General features: G+C 59.9%; 12 protein-coding genes. 6 read left to right on the plus strand and 6 right to left on the minus strand.

The window, feature by feature from the left end:
• Positions 1–97 precede the first annotated feature (97 nt).
• The 3 genes from zipA to JFU11_RS00400 all read right to left on the minus strand — a co-directional run bounded on the left by zipA (position 98) and on the right by JFU11_RS00400 (position 5,355).
• Positions 98–946, minus strand: coding sequence for a cell division protein ZipA (gene zipA / locus JFU11_RS00390; protein ID WP_123720847.1), 849 nt, complete (start codon positions 944–946; stop codon positions 98–100).
• Between the two features lie 258 nt (positions 947–1,204).
• Complete coding sequence (smc, locus tag JFU11_RS00395) at positions 1,205–4,693, minus strand: chromosome segregation protein SMC (RefSeq protein ID WP_123720846.1); 3,489 nt, start codon at positions 4,691–4,693, stop codon at positions 1,205–1,207.
• A gap of 2 nt (positions 4,694–4,695) precedes the next feature.
• Positions 4,696–5,355 carry a GntR family transcriptional regulator gene (locus JFU11_RS00400; RefSeq protein ID WP_123720845.1) on the minus strand — a complete coding sequence of 220 codons (660 nt, stop codon included), beginning with the start codon at positions 5,353–5,355 and terminating at the stop codon, positions 4,696–4,698.
• 266 nt (positions 5,356–5,621) lie between these two features.
• On the opposite strand from JFU11_RS00400, the gene xdhA reads away from it, so the two are divergent.
• From xdhA to guaD, 4 genes are all read left to right on the plus strand, one after another.
• On the plus strand, positions 5,622–7,076 hold the full coding sequence (xdhA, locus tag JFU11_RS00405; RefSeq protein ID WP_201059282.1) for a xanthine dehydrogenase small subunit: 1,455 nt from the start codon (positions 5,622–5,624) through the stop codon (positions 7,074–7,076).
• Positions 7,069–9,468: a xanthine dehydrogenase molybdopterin binding subunit gene (gene xdhB / locus JFU11_RS00410; RefSeq protein WP_201059284.1), complete on the plus strand. Its 2,400-nt coding sequence runs from the start codon at positions 7,069–7,071 to the stop codon at positions 9,466–9,468. The genes xdhA and xdhB overlap by 8 nt, the downstream gene beginning before the upstream one ends.
• 118 nt (positions 9,469–9,586) lie before the next feature.
• Positions 9,587–10,432: a xanthine dehydrogenase accessory protein XdhC gene (gene xdhC, locus JFU11_RS00415; RefSeq protein WP_123360034.1), complete on the plus strand. Its 846-nt coding sequence runs from the start codon at positions 9,587–9,589 to the stop codon at positions 10,430–10,432.
• A 27-nt stretch (positions 10,433–10,459) separates the two neighbouring features.
• Entirely contained in the window at positions 10,460–11,764 is a 1,305-nt protein-coding gene (guaD, locus tag JFU11_RS00420) for a guanine deaminase (RefSeq protein ID WP_123720842.1), read from the plus strand.
• 152 nt (positions 11,765–11,916) lie between these two features.
• Here guaD and JFU11_RS00425 read toward each other — a convergent pair whose 3' ends face one another.
• Positions 11,917–12,681 (minus strand): GntR family transcriptional regulator, encoded by a 765-nt coding sequence (locus tag JFU11_RS00425; RefSeq protein ID WP_052965420.1) that lies wholly within the window; start codon positions 12,679–12,681, stop codon positions 11,917–11,919.
• A gap of 343 nt (positions 12,682–13,024) precedes the next feature.
• Here JFU11_RS00425 and JFU11_RS00430 point away from each other — a divergent pair, with 343 nt between their 5' ends.
• Positions 13,025–14,215 carry a benzoate/H(+) symporter BenE family transporter gene (locus JFU11_RS00430; protein WP_201059285.1) on the plus strand — a complete coding sequence of 397 codons (1,191 nt, stop codon included), beginning with the start codon at positions 13,025–13,027 and terminating at the stop codon, positions 14,213–14,215.
• A 150-nt stretch (positions 14,216–14,365) separates the two neighbouring features.
• Here JFU11_RS00430 and JFU11_RS00435 read toward each other — a convergent pair whose 3' ends face one another.
• Complete coding sequence (locus JFU11_RS00435; RefSeq protein ID WP_007896965.1) at positions 14,366–14,710, minus strand: YggL family protein; 345 nt, start codon at positions 14,708–14,710, stop codon at positions 14,366–14,368.
• Between the two features lie 234 nt (positions 14,711–14,944).
• On the opposite strand from JFU11_RS00435, the gene dacB reads away from it, so the two are divergent.
• On the plus strand, positions 14,945–16,405 hold the full coding sequence (gene dacB, locus JFU11_RS00440; RefSeq protein ID WP_123720840.1) for a D-alanyl-D-alanine carboxypeptidase/D-alanyl-D-alanine-endopeptidase: 1,461 nt from the start codon (positions 14,945–14,947) through the stop codon (positions 16,403–16,405).
• Between the two features lie 116 nt (positions 16,406–16,521).
• Here the strand turns inward: dacB and JFU11_RS00445 are convergent, their stop codons facing one another.
• Positions 16,522–18,912 carry a diguanylate cyclase gene (locus tag JFU11_RS00445; RefSeq protein ID WP_201059288.1) on the minus strand — a complete coding sequence of 797 codons (2,391 nt, stop codon included), beginning with the start codon at positions 18,910–18,912 and terminating at the stop codon, positions 16,522–16,524.
• Positions 18,913–19,018: the final 106 nt, after the last annotated feature.

The raw sequence follows: 19,018 nt of genomic DNA on the forward strand, positions 1-19,018 counted from the left end.
TCAAGAGATCGCAGCCTCGTTTCACTCGACAGCTCCTACAGAAAATCGCGAACCCTGTAGGAGCTGTCGAGTGAAACGAGGCTGCGATCTTTTGACTTTAACGCTTCTGGGTCAAAGCGCGACGCTCGAACTCGACGATGCGCTGACGGTAGTGCTCAATCGTTTGGGCGGTCAGCACGCTGCGCTGGTCGTCTTTCAGTTCGCCGTTCAGCTCCTGGGACAGTTTGCGTGCCGCAGCCACCATCACGTCGAAGGCTTGCTTCGGATGACGCGGGCCTGGCAGACCGAGGAAGAAGCTCACTGCCGGGGTGCTGAAATGATCGATGTCATCCAGATCGAAGACGCCCGGCTTGACCGCGTTGGCCATGGAGAACAGGACTTCGCCGTTACCGGCCATGCTTTCGTGACGGTGGAAAATGTCCATCTCGCCGAAACGCAGACCGCTTTCCAGAATGTTCTGCAACAGCGCCGGACCCTTGAAGCCGGCCGGGTCGCGGCAGATCACGCTGATCACCAGCACTTCTTCGGCTTGCGGCTGATCTTTCTCGGTCGAGCTGGCGGGCTTGGTGTCATCCGGGAAATCGTCACGGCTGTTGAAGCTCGGGCCGCCGTCCAGGTCCAGGTTGAGGTTCAAGTCGCCTTGCGATGGCTCGCCATGGCCACGCTTGCCGCGCTTGGAACCCGACTCGCGGGGTTCACGGGCAGGCATGCTCACCGACGGCAGATCATGCTCGTCCAGTTGCGGTTCTTTGTGGTTATCCAGCACGCGGGGCGGGCCCAACAGCTCGGCGCTGGTGTCCTCGTCCGGCAAATTGGACAAACTTCGGTCAAGACGGAATTTCAGTTTTCCCTTGCCGCCGCGCATGCGACGCCAGCCATCGAAAAGAATACCGGCAATGACAATAATGCCGATGACGATCAGCCACTCGCGCAGACCGATTTCCATGTAATCCCGTGCCTCTATAAAAAATGCTGAAAAATAAGGGGTTTACATTGTGTAAACCGCTTTAAAACGTGGCGCCAACTCTATGTTCTGACAGGCGTTTTGCCCACGTATACGAAAAATTGACATTAAACTAGCACGACCAAAGGCAACTTTACACCGTCTGTCACAGTGGCTTGCGCGAATTATGTCGATTGGCCAGCAAGTCAAGGCAAGTAAAAAGCCCTACAGCTCAAAAATACCTGCCCTACAAGCAATGATTCAGGCATCCACCATTGCCATCGCCTCCTCCACATCCACTGCCACCAGACGCGAGCAACCGGGTTCGTGCATCGTCACCCCCATCAATTGATCGGCCATTTCCATGGCGATCTTGTTGTGGGTGATGTAGATGAACTGCACCGTCTGCGACATCTCTTTGACCAGCCGTGCGTAGCGTCCAACGTTAGCGTCATCCAATGGCGCGTCAACCTCATCGAGCATGCAGAACGGCGCCGGATTCAACTTGAAGATGGCAAAAACCAGGGCCAATGCGGTCAGGGCTTTTTCGCCACCGGAGAGCAAATGGATGGTGCTGTTCTTCTTTCCTGGCGGCTGCGCCATGATCGTTACCCCTGTATCGAGTAGATCTTCGCCCGTCAGTTCCAAATACGCGCGTCCTCCACCGAAAACTTTTGGGAAAAGGGCCTGTAAACCACCATTGATCTGATCAAAGGTATCTTTGAAGCGGTTTCGGGTTTCCTTGTCGATCTTGCGAATCACGTTCTCGAGCGTATCCAGCGCTTCCACCAAATCGTCGTTCTGCGCATCCAGATAACGTTTGCGCTCGGATTGTTGCTGGTACTCGTCGATGGCCGCGAGGTTGATCGCGCCGAGGCGCTGAATTCGAGCGGCGATGCGCTCGATTTCTTCTTCGGCGTCTTTCTCGTTGGCTCCGGCCAGCAGCGTGGCAAGCACGCCGTTGAGATCGTAGCCGTCCTCGAGCAATTGATCCTGCAAAGTCTTGCGCCGCACCGTCAGCGCTTGCCATTCCATGCGCTGCTGTTCGAGCTGGCTGCGAATCAACTGGGATTGCTGCTCGGCCTGAGTGCGGCGCTTTTCGGCGTCGCGCAGTTCGCGGTCGGCGTCTTCCATGGCGATTTGCGCGGTCTTGAGTTCTTCGTCGACGGTCATGCGCTTGTCGAGCAGCTCTTCGAGTTTCAACCGCAGCTCTTCCAGCGGCGCCTCGCCCTCTTCGAGGTTGAGGCTCAACTGTTCGCGCTTCTCGGTCAGGCGCTCGGACTGCATTTCCAGCCGCTCAAGGGCCTGACGAGTGGAATCGTGTTGCGCCTTCAGCGAACCGAGGCGCACCGCCAATTGATGCGCATGATCCTTGTGCTGCCGGGCTTCCTGACGCACCCGGTCGAGGCGTTCGCGCAGGCTGTCGCGCTGGGCCAACAGCAACTCACGCTGCTCGGTGTCCAGCGCCATGCTGTCGAGGGCTTCCTGCAATTGCAGGCGCGCTTCGCCGATGTTTTCGTGTTCCAGGGCGCGCTGTTCGCTCAGCTCGGTGAGTTCTTCATCGAGACGGGTGCGGCGCAGGGTCAACTGCTCGACCTTGGCTTTGCCGGCGGACAACTGGGCTTTCAATTCGCCTTGCTGACGGGCTTCGTCTTGCAGCAGACGGCGCAAATGTTCGCGACCGTTTTCCTGCTGACGCTGTTGCGCCCTGAGATTTTGAAGTTGGGTTTCCAGGGTTTCGACCGTGGCTTCGCGCTCTTCGCGTTCAAGCCCCAAGCGCTGGATTTCCTGGCCACGGGCGAGTACACCGCTTTCCGCTTCGCTGGCCCGGCGCACACGCAAAAAGTGTCGACCGACCCAGTAACCGTCCCGGCTGATCAGGCTTTGCCCGGCGGCCAATTGCCCGCGCAAGGCCAAGGCCTGCTCAAGGCTGTCGACCGGTTTGACCTGCCCCAGCCATGGCGACAAATCAATCTGCGCCTCGACCTTGTCGAGCAAACTGCCAGGCATGCGCACGCCATCGGTGGCCGGGCTGAGCAGGCGCAAATCGCCTTGGGCAAACCCGGCCAGATCGAAATCACCGAAGTCATCCACCAGCACCGCTTGCAGGTCGGCGCCGAGCACGGTTTCCACCGCCAGCTCCCAACCGGCCTCGACCTTCAGGCCTTCGGCCAGACGCGGACGATCCGCCAGATGCTGTTCGCGCAGCCATTCGGCAGTGCCGGTGCCTGGATCGAGCGCGGCTTGCTGCAAGGCTTCCAACGACGCCAGTCGACCGTTGAGCCGCTGTAAATCACCTTGGGCTTGCTGCTGCGCCGAGAGCGCTTGCTGCAGCTCCTGACGCAGTTGCTCGAGGCGCTCGACCTGAGCCTCCTCACTGGCTTGCAAGTCTTCGAGCGTGGCCTCGGACGCGGCCAACTGCTCGCTGAGTTCCATGATCGCCGCGTCTTCCGGATCCGCCGACAGCAACGCACGCTCTTCACCAAGACGTTTCTGGCGATCGGCCAAACGTTCCATGCTGGTTTCCAGCTGCTGGATCCGCGACTGCTGAACTTCAGACTGACGGCGTGGCTCGGCGGCGGTGAGGTTGAAGGTGTCCCACTGCTCCTGCCAGCCGTGCATGGTGGTTTCGGATTCTTCGAGCGCGGCAGCAGCTTCTTCGGCAGCGGCGCTAGTGACTTCCTGTTCCGGCGTGAGCATGTCCAGCTCTTCGCCCAAGGTCAGCAGCAAGGTGCGGTCGTGGCCCAAGTGAGACTCGGTTTCCAGCCGCGCGCGCTCGGCTTCCTTCAGGTCGTCCTGCAACTGACGCAAACGCTGCTGACCGTGCTGGATGCTCTGTTCGACCCGGGCGATATCACCGCCGACCGAATAAAAACGCCCCTGCACCAGATTGAAGCGTTCGGAGAGATCGTGATGACCGTCACGCAGGCGTTCGATGGCCGCGTCGGCATTACGTTGCTCGGCCACCAGGGCTTCGAAGGTGACCTCCTGAGTGCCGATGATCGACTCGCGCTGGCCGACCTGTTCGTTCAATGCCTGCCAGCGCAGGGCCGACAGCTGGGCCTTGAGCTGGCGCTCTTCGCCTTTGTATTCCTGATACTTCTTGGCGGCCTCGGCCTGGCGGTGCAAGCGTTCAAGCTGACGCTCGAGCTCTTCGCGCAGGTCGGTCAGGCGGGCAAGGTTTTCGTGGGTACGGCGGATACGGTTTTCAGTCTCGCGTCGACGTTCCTTGTACTTGGAAATACCGGCGGCTTCTTCGATGAAATTGCGCAGGTCTTCGGGCTTGGACTCGATCAGCTTGGAGATCATCCCCTGCTCGATAATCGAATAGCTGCGCGGGCCGAGGCCGGTACCCAAAAAGATGTCGGTGATATCGCGGCGACGGCATTTGGTGCCGTTGAGGTAGTAGGTGGTCTGGCTGTCGCGGGTCACTTTGCGGCGAATGGAAATCTCCGCATAGGCAGCCCATTCGCCAAGCAGGGTACCGTCGGAGTTATCGAACACCAGCTCAATGCTGGCCTGGCTCACCGGTTTACGGCTGGTCGAGCCGTTGAAGATGACGTCGGTCATCGACTCGCCGCGCAAGTTCTTGGCCGAGCTCTCGCCCATCACCCAACGCACGGCGTCGATGATGTTCGACTTGCCGCAACCATTGGGGCCGACCACTGCCGCCATGTTACTGGGGAAGTTCACCGTGGTCGGGTCGACGAAGGATTTGAACCCCGCCAGTTTGATGCACTTGAGCCGCACGCTTAAGCGACCGTCAGGGCAGAGACCACCAGATCGCAGCTGCGCTGGGCATACGCCGTCAGCACCACGCGGATCTGAGGAAAGTCACGAGCCAGCACGGCAGCGAGCAAGCGTTCGAACAGCTCGAGGAACTCGCTCATCGAGGCCTTGCGCTGATCCAGCGCAAGGAAATACGCGCGGCTCATGGCCGGTTGCAGATTCTCGACGGTTTCCTGCAAGTACGGGTTGTTGGCGAACGGATAGGCGGCGCGCATCACACTGAAGCTGTCGTCGACGAACGTGCGGATGTCCTGGCGTTCGTAGCTGTCGGTCAGGCGCTGCTGGATCTGCACGAACGGCGCCATGTCGGCCTGGACTTGCCAGCCGCTGGCCACGGCGTTGCCGAGCAGAATGTACAACTCGCTCATCAGCGTGCACAGGCTCTGCACCTTGTGCGCCGTGAGTTCGGTCACGTGGGCGCCACGTCGCGGCAAAATCGCGATCAAGTGACGGCGCTCGAGAATCAGCAAGGCCTCACGGACGGAACCGCGGCTGACATTGAGCGCCAGCGTGACCTTCTGTTCCTGAATGCGCTCCCCAGGCTTCATTTCGCCGCGAATGATACGTTCGGCGAGGTGGTGAGCGATTTGCTCGGCGAGGCTGTCCGGCGCCTTGAACGTCATGGTTGTCCTTCAAACTCTTCGATCTGCACAAGCGGCGCAGTGTAGCGCAATTGATGGGTCATGGCGGAGTGCCCACCCAGCGGTTTTTGGCACGATTCAAGCAAAAGGCAAGCTATCCCGTGAGGGTCAATAATGAAGGAACGAGTCGTTGATCGACAAAACGCTATTTCCTGACCTTTAAGTCAGAAAATCATTGACCGAAAAGTCAGACCTGATAAATTCGGCTCATGTCGGTTAACAACAATAATGAGTTTGCGAGGCCTTCCGTGATCCAGTTTTTACTAAACCAGGAACTCCGTAGCGAGCACGCCCTGGACCCGAACCTGACCGTGCTCAATTACCTGCGCGAACATGTGGGCAAACCCGGCACCAAAGAAGGCTGCGCCAGCGGCGACTGTGGCGCCTGCACCGTGGTGGTCGGCGAGTTGCAGACGGACGACGATGGCCGCGAACATATTCGCTATCGCAGCCTCAACTCGTGCCTGACGTTCGTCTCCTCCTTGCACGGCAAGCAACTGATCAGCGTCGAAGACCTCAAGTACCAAGGCGAGCTGCACAGCGTGCAAAAAGCCATGGTTGAGTGCCACGGCTCGCAATGCGGTTTCTGCACGCCGGGCTTCGTGATGTCGCTGTTCGCACTGCAAAAGAATAGCGACGCACCCGATTCTCATAAAGCCCATGAAGCCCTGGCCGGCAACCTCTGCCGTTGCACCGGTTATCGGCCGATCCTGGCCGCTGCCGAGCAATCTTGCTGCGGCAAACAACCCGACCAATTCGATGCTCGCGAAGCGGACACCATCGCTCGCCTGAAAGCCATCGCGCCCACCGACATCGGTGAACTCAACAGTGGCGACAAACGCTGTCTGGTGCCGTTGACCGTGGCCGATCTGGCCGACCTCTACGACGCTTATCCACAGGCCCGCCTGCTGGCCGGCGGCACCGATCTGGCGCTGGAAGTCACCCAGTTCCACCGCACCTTGCCGGTGATGATCTACGTCGGCAACGTCGCTGAAATGAAACGCATCGAACGCTTCGACGATCGTCTGGAAATCGGCGCCGCCACCGCCCTCTCCGACTGCTACGACGCGTTGAAGGCCGAGTACCCGGACTTCGGTGAGTTGCTGCAGCGCTTTGCCTCCTTGCAGATCCGCAACCAGGGCACCCTCGGCGGCAACATCGGCAACGCCTCGCCGATCGGTGACTCGCCACCACTACTGATCGCCCTCGGCGCGCAGATCGTCCTGTGCAAAGGCGAAGCCCGCCGCACCATGGCACTGGAAGATTACTTCATTGATTACCGGGTCACCGCGCGTCAGGAAAGCGAGTTCATCGAAAAGATCATCGTGCCGCGCGCCAGCGTTGAACAGCTGTTCCGCGCCTACAAGGTGTCCAAGCGTCTGGACGATGACATTTCCGCCGTTTGTGCCGCGTTCAACCTGCGCATCGACACTGGCGTGATCGCCGACGCCCGCGTTGCTTTCGGCGGCATGGCGGCCATTCCAAAACGCGCCAAAAACTGCGAAGCCGCCCTGCTGGGTGCGCCGTTCAACAACGCCACCCTCGAACGCGCCTGCGCTGCATTGGCCGAAGACTTCACGCCACTCTCGGACTTCCGCGCCAGCAAGGAATACCGCCTCCTCAGCGCGCAGAACCTGCTGCGTAAATACTTCATCGAACTGCAAACACCGCACATCGAGACTCGGGTGACCGCTTATGTCTAATCATCACGCTGTAGAGAAGACCCAAGCCGAACTGGCTGAATTGTTCGCCAAGGACCTGACCACCGGAGTCGGCCGCAGCGTCAAGCACGACAGCGCCGACAAGCATGTGTCCGGTGAAGCGCAGTACATCGACGATCGGCTGGAATTTCCCAATCAGCTGCACGTTTACGCACGGCTGTCGGACCGCGCCCACGCGAAAATCGTCAGCATCGACACCAAGCCCTGCTATGCCTTCGAGGGCGTGCGCATCGCCATCACCCACGAAGATGTGCCGGGCCTGAAAGACATCGGCCCACTGTTGCCGGGCGACCCGTTGCTCGCCATCGATGACGTGCAATTCGTCGGTCAACCGGTACTCGCCGTGGCGGCGAAAGACCTGGAAACCGCGCGCAAAGCAGCCATGGCTGCAATCATCGAATACGAAGATCTGGAACCGGTTCTGGACGTGGTCGAAGCCCTGCGCAAACGCCACTTTGTGCTCGACAGCCACACGCATCAGCGCGGCGATTCGGCCACTGCGCTTTCTACTGCAGAGCATCGCATTCAAGGCACACTGCACATCGGCGGCCAGGAACACTTTTATCTGGAAACCCAGATCTCTTCGGTGATGCCGACTGAAGACGGCGGCATGATCGTTTACTGCTCGACCCAGAACCCCACCGAAGTGCAGAAACTGGTGGCGGAAGTGCTGGACGTGTCGATGAACAAAATCGTCGTCGACATGCGCCGCATGGGTGGTGGTTTCGGCGGCAAGGAAACTCAAGCGGCAAGCCCGGCATGCCTGTGCGCGGTGATTGCGCACCTGACCGGTCAGCCGACCAAAATGCGCCTGCCGCGTGTCGAAGACATGCTGATGACCGGCAAGCGCCACCCGTTCTACGTCGAGTACGACGTGGGCTTCGACAGCACCGGCCGCCTGCATGGCATTGCGCTGGAACTGGCCGGCAACTGCGGTTGCTCACCGGATTTGTCGGCATCGATTGTCGACCGTGCGATGTTCCATGCCGACAACTCGTACTACCTGGGCGACGCGACCATCAACGGTCACCGCTGCAAGACCAACACCGCGTCGAACACCGCTTACCGTGGCTTCGGCGGCCCGCAAGGCATGGTCGCCATCGAAGAAGTGATGGACGCGATTGCCCGCCATCTGGGCCTCGATCCACTGGCGGTGCGCAAGGCCAACTACTACGGCAAGACCGAGCGCAACATCACCCATTACTACCAGACCGTCGAGCACAACATGCTCGAGGAAATGACTGCTGAACTGGAAGCCAGCAGCCAGTACGCCGAGCGTCGCGAAGCGATTCGTCGCTACAACGCCAACAGCCCGATCCTGAAAAAAGGCCTGGCGCTGACTCCGGTGAAATTCGGTATTTCCTTCACCGCCAGCTTCCTCAATCAGGCCGGTGCACTGATCCACATCTACACCGACGGCAGCATCCACCTGAACCACGGCGGCACCGAAATGGGTCAGGGTCTGAACACCAAGGTTGCGCAAGTCGTGGCTGAAGTGTTCCAGGTGGAAATGGACCGTGTGCAGATCACCGCGACCAACACCGACAAGGTCCCGAACACTTCGCCAACCGCCGCTTCGAGCGGCGCCGACCTCAATGGTAAAGCGGCGCAAAACGCGGCGGAAATCATCAAGAAACGCCTGGTGGAATTCGCCGCGCGGCAATACAAGGTCAGCGAAGAAGACGTGGAATTCCACAACGGTCACGTGCGGGTTCGCGATCATATCCTGACCTTCGAATCGCTTATCCAGCAGGCGTATTTCGCTCAGGTTTCGCTGTCGAGTACCGGCTTCTACAAGACGCCGAAAATCTACTACGACCGCAGCCAGGCGCGGGGTCGGCCGTTCTACTACTACGCCTTCGGTGCGGCCTGCGCCGAGGTGATCGTCGACACCCTGACCGGCGAGTACAAGATGCTGCGCACCGACATCCTTCACGATGTCGGCGACTCGTTGAACCCGGCGATCGATATCGGTCAGGTCGAGGGTGGTTTCATCCAGGGCATGGGTTGGCTGACCATGGAAGAACTGGTGTGGAACAACAAAGGCAAACTGATGACCAACGGCCCGGCCAGCTACAAGATCCCGGCGGTGGCAGACATGCCATTGGACCTGCGGGTGAAGCTGGTGGAAAACCGCAAGAACCCGGAAGACACGGTGTTCCATTCCAAGGCCGTGGGTGAGCCGCCGTTCATGCTCGGGATCGCCGCGTGGTGCGCGATCAAGGACGCCGTGGCCAGTTTGGGCGACTACCAGCATCAACCGAAAATCGACGCACCGGCGACCCCGGAGCGGGTGTTGTGGGGCTGCGAGCAGATGCGGCAGTTGAAGGTGGCCAAGGCTGCCGAAGCTGAGCCGGAGTTGGCTTCGCTTTAAGACCGCGTTGCGGCCATCGCAGGCAAGCCAGCTCCCACAGGTACGATGCAATCCTTGTGGGAGCGTGGCTTGCCCGCGATGAGGCCCGAACAGACAACAATGTTGTAGGGGTGAAAACATGTACAACTGGATCGACGCCCTCGCCGACCTGCAAACCCGGGGTGAACCCTGTGTGTTGGTGACCATCATCGAAGAGCTCGGCTCGACGCCGCGTAATGCCGGCTCGAAAATGGTCATCAGCGCTACGCAAACGTTCGACACCATCGGTGGCGGGCATCTGGAATACAAGGCCATGCAGATCGGCCGCGAGATGCTCGCCAGCGGCCGACAGGACACCCATCTGGAGCGCTTCAGCCTCGGCGCCAGCCTGGGCCAGTGCTGCGGTGGCGTGACCGTATTGCTGTTCGAACCGATGGGCCAGGTCCAGGCGCAAATTGCCGTATTCGGCGCCGGCCACGTCGGTCGGGCGCTGGTACCGCTGCTCGCCAGCCTGCCCTGCCGGGTGCGCTGGATCGACTCACGGGAAGCTGAGTTTCCCGAACAGATTCCCCACGGCGTACGCAAAATCGTCACCGAAGAACCGGTGGATGAAGTCGATGACCTGCCCGCCGGCAGCTACTGCATCGTCATGACCCACAATCACCAACTCGACCTCGAACTCACCGCCGCGATCCTCAAGCGCAACGACTTCGCCTACTTCGGCCTGATTGGTTCGAAGACCAAACGGGTGAAGTTCGAACACCGCCTGCGTGATCGAGGTTTCGACAGCAGCGTGCTGCAACGCATGCGTTGCCCGATGGGCATCGGCGAAGTCAAAGGCAAGTTGCCTGTGGAAATCGCCATCTCCATCGCCGGCGAAATCATCGCCACCTATAACGCGAATTTCGGCCAGCACACCGCCAGCGCCGGATCATCGATCGCCAAACTGCTGCCTGCTTCACGCCGCAGCCAAGCTTTGAACTGAAAAGCTTCGAACTAATTGAGAACTCACATGCCTCTGACTCGCAAAGCCTACCGCGCCGCCCTCCTGCACAGCATCGCCGATCCCGCCGAAGTGGGTATCGAAGCCTCGTACGAGTATTTCGAAGACGGCCTGCTGGTGGTCGATAACGGCCAGATCAGCGCCATCGGCCACGCCAGCGAATTGCTGCCCACGCTGCCGGCCGACATCGAGATCACCCATTATCAGGACGCACTAATCACCCCGGGCTTTATCGACACCCACATCCACCTGCCGCAAACCGGCATGGTCGGCGCCTATGGCGAACAGCTTCTGGACTGGCTGAACACCTACACCTTCCCTTGCGAAAGCCAGTTCGCCGACAAGGCCCACGCTGACGAAGTCGCGGATATTTTCATCAAGGAACTGCTGCGCAACGGCACCACCACTGCACTGGTGTTCGGCAGCGTACATCCGCAATCGGTGAACTCGTTCTTCGAGGCCGCCGAACAGCTGGACCTGCGGATGATCGCCGGCAAGGTGATGATGGACCGCAACGCACCGGACTACCTGACCGACACCGCCGAATCGAGCTACGTCGAAAGCAAGGCGCTGATTGAGCGCTGGCACGGCAAGGGTCGCCTGCACTATGCGGTCACCCCACGCTTCGCCCCGACCAGCACCCCGGAACAACTGACCCTCGCCGGCCAGTTACTCAGCGAATATCCGGATCTGTACATGCAGACCCACATCAGCGAAAACCTCAAGGAAGTCGAGTGGGTCAAGGCGCTGTTCCCGGAGCGCAGGGGCTACCTGGATGTCTACGATCACTACCAATTGCTCGGTGAGCGCTCGGTGTTCGCCCACGGCGTGCACCTGTGTGACGACGAATGTGCGCGACTGGCGCAGACGGGTTCAGCGATTGCGTTCTGCCCGACCTCGAACCTGTTCCTCGGTAGCGGCCTGTTCAATCTGCCGATGGCCGAGAAGCACAAACTCAATGTCGGCCTCGGTACCGACGTCGGCGGCGGCACCAGTTTCTCGCTGCTGCAAACCCTGAACGAAGCCTACAAAGTCATGCAACTGCAAGGTGCGCGGCTGAGCCCGTTCAAATCGCTGTACCTGGCCACCCTCGGCGGCGCCCGCGCCCTGCGCCTGGAAGACAAGATCGGTACCTTGCAACCGGGCACCGACGCGGACTTCCTGGTGCTGGACTACAACGCCACGCCACTGCTCAGCTATCGCCTGAAGCAGGCCAATAACATTGCCGAGACGTTGTTTGTATTGATGACGCTGGGGGATGACCGGACGGTGTTGCAGACGTATGCGGCGGGGAATCTGGTGCATCAGCGCTAGTTTTCTCCAAGCATAAAAAATCCCCCGTAGCCGTACAGCCCGGGGGATTTTTATTGCCTGTCAGACCGCTATCGCGAGCAGGCTCGCTCCCACATTTGAAATGCATTCCCCTGTGGGAGCGAGCCTGCTCGCGATGGGCGCGACTCGGTCTATCAGAGTTTCGCGACCGGCCGCCCAGGCTTCTTGGTCTGCAACAAATGCGAAAACACCGCATGCAAATCATCCGACGCGCTTTCTTCGTCGAGGTTGAGTTTGCTGTCGATGTGGTCCATGTGGTGCATCATCAGGTCCACCGCCAGCGTCGCGTCCCGCGCTTCGATCGCGTCGATCAACTGGGTGTGTTCATCATACGAACAGTGGGAACGGTTGCCGCTCTCGTACTGGGCGATGATCAACGAAGTCTGGGACACCAGGCTGCGCTGGAAGCTGATCAGCGGCGCATTTTTCGCTGCTTCGGCCAGCTTCAAATGGAACTCGCCGGACAGACGGATACCGGCACCACGATCCCCACGGGAAAAGCTGTCGCGCTCGTCGTTGACCATCTGCCGCAGTTCGAGAAGTTGCTCGGCGGTGGCGTGCTGAACCGCCAATTCAGTGATCGCCCGCTCCACCAGACGCCGCGCCATAAATACCTGACGGGCCTCTTCCACACTCGGGCTGGCGACGACAGCGCCGCGATTCGGTCGCAGCAACACCACGCCTTCATGGGCCAGACGCGACAGCGCGCGGCGAATGATGGTGCGGCTGACCCCGAAAATTTCCCCCAGCGCTTCTTCGCTCAACTTGGTGCCGGGCGCCAGACGCTGTTCGAGGATGGCCTCGAAGATATGCGCGTAGACAATATCGTCCTGGGTACCGCTGCGGCCGGCTTTGCCTGCTCGCGGTTGTTTCTTGAGGGGTTGCAACTGTTCGTTCATGGGCACTCGAGTCGGGAGAACTGCGGCGAATTGACCGTGACTGTAATACGGCACAGTGGGTCGCTGGCAAGTATCGCGTAAAAAACACCGCGATTGTACACAATGGACGGTGGCAACACGACTGTACGGCTGTTTGTCGCCCTCGCTGTATTGCAACGACCGGTTACTTTTCAGTTTAGGCTTGAACGCAGAATCCTGTAGGAGCTGTCGAGTGAAACGAGGCTGCGATCTTTTGATCTTGGAAAATCAACATCAAAAGATCGCAGCCTCGTTTCACTCGACAGCTCCTACATTGGAAGACTTCGCTTCGGACATCTTCATATGTATAAGGAACACCGCTGTCATGACCGACGCCACGCACACGCAGCTTCGCCCCCTGACTGACACATCACCCTCGGCCATCGTCGCCGGGTTCATCGCCATGATGACCGGCTACACCAGCTCACTGGTGCTGATGTTCCAGGCCGGGCAAGCGGCGGGGCTGACTAGCGGGCAGATTTCGTCGTGGATCTGGGCGATCTCCATAGGCATGGCGGTGTGCTCGATCGGCTTGTCCCTGCGCTATCGCACGCCGATCACCATCGCCTGGTCGACCCCCGGCGCGGCATTGCTGATCACCAGCCTGGGCGGTGTCAGCTACGGCGAGGCCATCGGCGCCTACATCACTTGCGCAGTGCTGGTGACCATTTGCGGCCTGACCGGCAGTTTCGAACGGTTGATGAAAAAGATTCCGGCCTCATTGGCGGCGGCATTGCTGGCGGGGATTCTGTTCAAGATCGGCAGCGAGATTTTCGTCGCCGCCCAGCACCGCACTGCACTGGTCCTGGGGATGTTCTTCACGTATCTGGTGGTTAAACGCCTGTCACCGCGCTACGCCGTGCTGGCCGCGCTGTTGATCGGCACTGCGTTGTCGGGGTTTATGGGTTTGCTGGATTTCAGTGGCTTCCACCTGGAAGTCGCGATGCCGGTCTGGACCACGCCGCATTTCTCCCTGGCCGCGACCATCAGCATCGGCATCCCGCTGTTCGTGGTGGCGATGACCTCGCAAAACATGCCGGGCATCGCCGTACTGCGCGCCGACGGCTACAACGTGCCGGCCTCACCACTGATCACCACCACCGGCATCGCCTCGTTGCTGTTGGCGCCGTTCGGCTCCCATGGGATCAACCTGGCCGCCATCAGCGCGGCTATCTGCACCGGGCCGCATGCCCATGAGGATCGCAACAAGCGCTACACGGCCGCCGTCTGGTGCGGGATTTTCTACGGGATTGCCGGAGTGTTCGGCGCGACGCTGGCAGCGTTGTTCGCCGCATTGCCTAAAGAGCTGGTGCTGTCGATTGCCGCGCTGGCGCTGTTCGGCTCGATCATCAATGGGTTGAGCATTGCCATGGCGCAAGTGCAGGAACGGGAAGCAGCGCTGATTACCTTTATGGTGACGGCGTCGGGGTTGACGCTGTTTTCCATCGGTTCGGCGTTTTGGGGGATTGTCGCGGGGGTGTTGACCTTGCTGATCTTGAACTGGCGTAAAAGCTAAAAGATCGCAGCCTCGTTTCACTCGACAGCTCCTACACAGCGCCTACCTTCGTATGCGTTGCCCTGTAGGAGCTGTCGAGTGAAACGAGGCTGCGATCCTTTGATCTTCACAAAAAAAAACGGCGACCCTTGGGGCGCCGTTTTTAGAACATCAAGCTACCGGATTGATCGGCTTTTCCGGGTACCAGACGTCGATCAGCGGGCTGACGGTTGCTTCGGTCAGTTCGCTGCGGCCTTTGAGCCAGGCTTCAACAGCAGCACGCTGCTCTTCGGAAACCGAGCCACGCTTCTGCAGGCACACCAGACCGAAGTCGTCGCCGCCAACATAGCCCAGACCGTTGGCTTCCATGGCTTCTTTCAGGAACGCGTCGAGGAAAGCATCAATGGCTTCATCAGCCAAATCTTCTTTGAAATCCAGGTTCAGTTCGAAACCCAGCTCTTGAAATTCATCGACGCACAGTTTTTTGCGCAGACGCTGGGAACGGTTAGTCGCCATTGGAACAATCCTCATAAGTAATAACGGGCCGCACTTTAGCAGTTTAAGGCGCCGATTGCCCGTCTCAGAACGGCGCTACGCCTACCGTCGGTAAAAAAATAGCGGATTAGACGACCGGGGTACGGCACAAGCTGTTGCACCTTGGGGCATAATGCCGACACTTTCATGACCGCTGAGGGAATTTATCTCCATGCCCTCGTCTTTTTCCCCCTCGGCTGTAGGGTTTTATTTCAGATGATCAAATCTTTGCGTCCATTGCTGCTGGCCAGCCTTCTTCTGCCCCTGGCCCTTCCCGTTTCCGCCGCTTCGATCAACACCGCCCTGTCGCCCAACGTCGAAAAGGCTCTCAAGGCCAGCAAGCTGCAGGACAGTGCCCTGTCGCTGGTGATGATCCCGCTCAATGGCCCGGGCACCCCAACCATTCATAACGCTGACGTTTCGGTTAACCCGGCCTCGACCATGAAGCTGGTGACCACGTACGCCGCGCTGGAAATGCTCGGCCCGAACCACCAGTGGAAAACCGAGTTCTACACCGACGGCACCCTCAGCGGTGGCATCCTCAACGGCAACCTCTACCTCAAGGGTGGCGGCGATCCGAAGCTGAACATGGAAAAACTCTGGCTGCTGATGCGCGATTTGCGCGCCAACGGCGTGACCCAGATCACCGGCGACCTGGTGCTGGACCGCGGCTTCTTCGTGCAACCGCAACTGCCTGAATTCAACGACGACGGCAATGACGAGAACAAACCGTTCCTGGTCAAACCCGACGCGCTGCTGGTCAACCTCAAGGCCCTGCGCTTCGTGGCCCGCAACGACTCGGGCAAGGTCCTGGTGTCGGTCGAGCCGCCGATTGCCAGCATCCGCATCGACAATCAGGTCAAGGCGCTCAACTCCAAGCAATGCACCGGTGGCGTACGTTACAACCCGGTGCCCCAGGCTGATGGCAGCGTCACCGTGACCGTCGGTGGCCAGTTGGGCGAAGGTTGCAGCTCCCAGACCTACCTGTCGCTGCTCGATCACGCGACCTACACCGCCGGCGCTGTGCGAGCGATCTGGAAGGAATTGGGCGGCAGCATCCAGGGCCAGGATCGTTTGGCACCGACGCCGAGCAACGCCAAGGTACTGGCCCGGGCCTATTCGCCAGATCTGGCGGAAATCATTCGCGACATCAACAAATACAGTAACAACACCATGGCTCAGCAGTTGTTCCTGAGCCTGGGCCAGAAGTTCCGCACAGACGCCGACGGTGACGACGCCAAGGCGGCTCAGCGCGTGGTGCGTCAGTGGCTGGCGAGAAAAGGCATCACTGCGCCGCACCTGGTGATGGAGAACGGCTCCGGCCTGTCCCGTGCCGAGCGAGTGAGTGCCCGTGAAATGGCCGCGATGCTGCAAGCCGCCTGGCGCAGCCCGTATTCCGCCGAGTTCATCAGCTCGATGCCAATCGCCGGCACCGACGGCACCATGCGCAAACGCCTGAAGACCACCGCGATGCGCGGTGAAGCCCACGTCAAGACCGGTACCCTGAACACTGTGCGCGCCATTTCCGGCTACAGCCGCGACGTCAATGGCAATACCTGGGCGGTGGTGGCGATCCTCAACGACAAGGCACCGTTTGGCGCCTCCTCGGTGCTGGATCAGGTGCTGCTGGATCTGTATCGCCAGCCGAAACTACCGGAAACGGCTTCGGTGTTGTAACCCTCTAAAGTCAAAAGATCGCAGCCTTCGGCAGCTCCTACATGGGAATGTGTACACCCTGTAGGAGCTGCCGAAGGCTGCGATCTTTTCCTCTCACCACAAACATCCTGCCTGACCTAACTCATCTGCCCCTCAACCCGATCCCTTCCCGCCTGCTTCGCCGCATACACTCCTGAGTCCGCCCGCAACAGCAGCGCATCCGCGCCCTCTCCGGCCCGCCAGCTGGCAATCCCGAAACTCGCGGTGACGATCCCGACCTCGTCGATCGGCGCACTGCGCAACCCCTGCCACAACTCAACGGCCAACACATGGGCCTGTTCGCCGTCGATATCCGGACAAAGCACCATGAACTCTTCACCCCCCAGGCGACAGAACACATCAGTGCGCCGCAGGCGACCGCCAATGCGCTCGCACACGGCCTGCAATACCCGATCACCCACGGCATGACCGTGCTGATCATTGATGCGTTTGAAGTGATCGATGTCGAGCATGATTACCGACAACTCGCCACCGCCGCGCTCGACCCGCGCCATTTCGGTGGTCAGGCGCTCCTGGAAGTAGCGACGGTTATGGATCCCGGTCAGGGAGTCGGTCACTGACAGTGCGCGCAACTCCTCTTCCACCCGCTTGAGGTCGGAGATGTCCGAGATGAAACCATGCCATAGCACACCGCCACCGGGCAGTTCTTCAGGCGTCGCTTCACCGCGGACCCAGCGCAGACCACGCTGGGGCAATTGCACGCGGTACTCTTCACGCCAAGGGCTGAGGGTGTCAGCCGAGGCCAGGATCGAAGCGCGGACCCGACGCGCGTCCTGAGGATGAATCCGCGCGAACACCGCTTCGGCGTTGAGCAACAGCACGTCCGGCTCGAGTTCGTAGATATCGCGCATGCCGTCGCTGGCGTAGATCACGCTGAAGCGCCCATCGAATTCCATCTTGAACTGGTAGATCCCGCCGGGCACATGGGCGCTGAGTTTCTTCAACAACAGGTCCCGTGCCGCCAGGGCTTCATGGACGCGCTTGCGCTCGGTGATGTCGATACAAATCGCCAGGTGCCCGACCCACAAGCCTTGCTCGTCGAGTACCGGGGTCGCCAGCATGTTCACCGTCAAGTGACTGCCGTCGTGGCGCACCAGTGTCCACTCCCGGGCTTCGTGACCGCCCTCTTCCCCCCCTTCGACCAGCATTGCCTGACACGTCGGGATCGGCTTGCCATAACGCGCGCTCAACTCCGCCGAGCGCGCTTCGAGTTCCCGGGGCAGGTGCAGATTTTCCAGGGTCATGTGGCCCACAACCTGCGCACTGAAGTAACCGAGCATCTGCTCTGCCCCAGCGTTGAAGGTGCTGATGATTCCGCGCAGATCGGTGGCGATGATCGCCACCTGAGTCGCGGCTTCCAGCACACCGCGCAACTGGCCATGCGTGCCGCGCAACTCTTGCTCACGGTCGTGAAGTTCCTGGGTCCGCTGCGCCACCATTTTCAGCGCCCGCTGGCGCTGGCTGACCAGCACATAGAGAAACACACTGAGCAGCAGGCTGAGCAAACCGCCGAGCACCACCAGGCTGGTCACCGAAGAATGGTTGGCTTTCAGGAACGCGGCGCTGGGGCGCATATCCACTTGATAATCATGGTCGGCCAGACGCAGCAATCGCGTGGAGGACAAGTCACTGGCCCCCACCGTGTTGGTCGACTCGTACAGCACTTCGTGTTGATCATCGGTAGACAAGTCGAGGATACGCACCGAGAGAGAGTCATGATTCTCTTCCGGCAGCCCGTCCGCCAACAGCTGGCGCATGCTGATCACCGCCATGACATACCCGGCGGGCGCGGCGCTCGGGAGGTTCTGATAGATAACTGGCGCTACCAGCAATACGCCCCGCGAATAGGCAGGCTCGATGCCTACCAGATGCAACGGTTGCGACACGGCCATGCGGCCATTGCGATTGGCCCGTTCCAGGGTCGAACGACGCAGGGGTTGAGCCAGCAAATCGTAACCCAGCGGCGCGGGCAGTCGGCTTTGGGTTTGGGTGTAGAGCACCGGTACGTACTCGTCGCGATCTACGGCAGGTTGCAACTGGCCGTCGGCGGTAAGTTCGCGGAAGGTGAAACCGCTCAAGCCTTCTTCTCGCACCACGCGTTCAAGCAGGGGACGTTCGGCGCGGGAAACCCGGGGAGCCCAGGAGTAGGCCTGGGTGCGACGTAAAAGAGGTTTGGCGTAACCGTCGAATTCCTCGCGGGACACCGATCCGGAATTGATGAAGAACCGGCGCAGGCCGTCGAGGCGCTGCTCCTGATCTTCGAAACGTTCTTCGATACGGCTGTAACGTTCACTGGCGAGCAGCTGGAAACGTTGCCGCACTTGCTGATGAAATTGATTGAACGTCGCCCAAGCCAGCAATCCCGTGAGAATCCCGCCGACGAGCAACGCCAGCAGCGCGACCAGCCAGGCCGAAACATCTTCGCGGATAAAACCCAGGATCTTGGGGCGCACGGCGTGCAACGACATAGATACAACTCAAAACGCCAGGTGCCGGAAAAGCCCATTGGCCATGCGTTGAGTTATAGCTATTAGCCACTAATTTGACCAGCACTGAAAGAACCCAAGAGCCTTT

Origin of the sequence: Pseudomonas sp. TH37 (assembly GCF_016650735.1) — a bacterium.
GTDB classification, from domain to species: Bacteria; Pseudomonadota; Gammaproteobacteria; order Pseudomonadales; family Pseudomonadaceae; genus Aquipseudomonas; species Aquipseudomonas farris.

Excerpts from the sequence above, each read along its gene's own strand:
- JFU11_RS00435 (WP_007896965.1), bottom strand. The coding sequence starts at position 14,710 with ATGGCGACTAACCGTTCCCAGCGTCTGCGCAAAAAACTGTGCGTCGAT.
- zipA (WP_123720847.1), bottom strand. The coding sequence starts at position 946 with ATGGAAATCGGTCTGCGCGAGTGGCTGATCGTCATCGGCATTATTGTC.
- JFU11_RS00400 (WP_123720845.1), bottom strand. The coding sequence starts at position 5,355 with ATGACGTTCAAGGCGCCGGACAGCCTCGCCGAGCAAATCGCTCACCAC.
- guaD (WP_123720842.1), top strand. The coding sequence starts at position 10,460 with ATGCCTCTGACTCGCAAAGCCTACCGCGCCGCCCTCCTGCACAGCATC.
- JFU11_RS00445 (WP_201059288.1), bottom strand. The coding sequence starts at position 18,912 with ATGTCGTTGCACGCCGTGCGCCCCAAGATCCTGGGTTTTATCCGCGAA.
- dacB (WP_123720840.1), top strand. The coding sequence starts at position 14,945 with ATGATCAAATCTTTGCGTCCATTGCTGCTGGCCAGCCTTCTTCTGCCC.
- JFU11_RS00425 (WP_052965420.1), bottom strand. The coding sequence starts at position 12,681 with ATGAACGAACAGTTGCAACCCCTCAAGAAACAACCGCGAGCAGGCAAA.
- xdhB (WP_201059284.1), top strand. The coding sequence starts at position 7,069 with ATGTCTAATCATCACGCTGTAGAGAAGACCCAAGCCGAACTGGCTGAA.
- xdhC (WP_123360034.1), top strand. The coding sequence starts at position 9,587 with ATGTACAACTGGATCGACGCCCTCGCCGACCTGCAAACCCGGGGTGAA.
- JFU11_RS00430 (WP_201059285.1), top strand. The coding sequence starts at position 13,025 with ATGACCGACGCCACGCACACGCAGCTTCGCCCCCTGACTGACACATCA.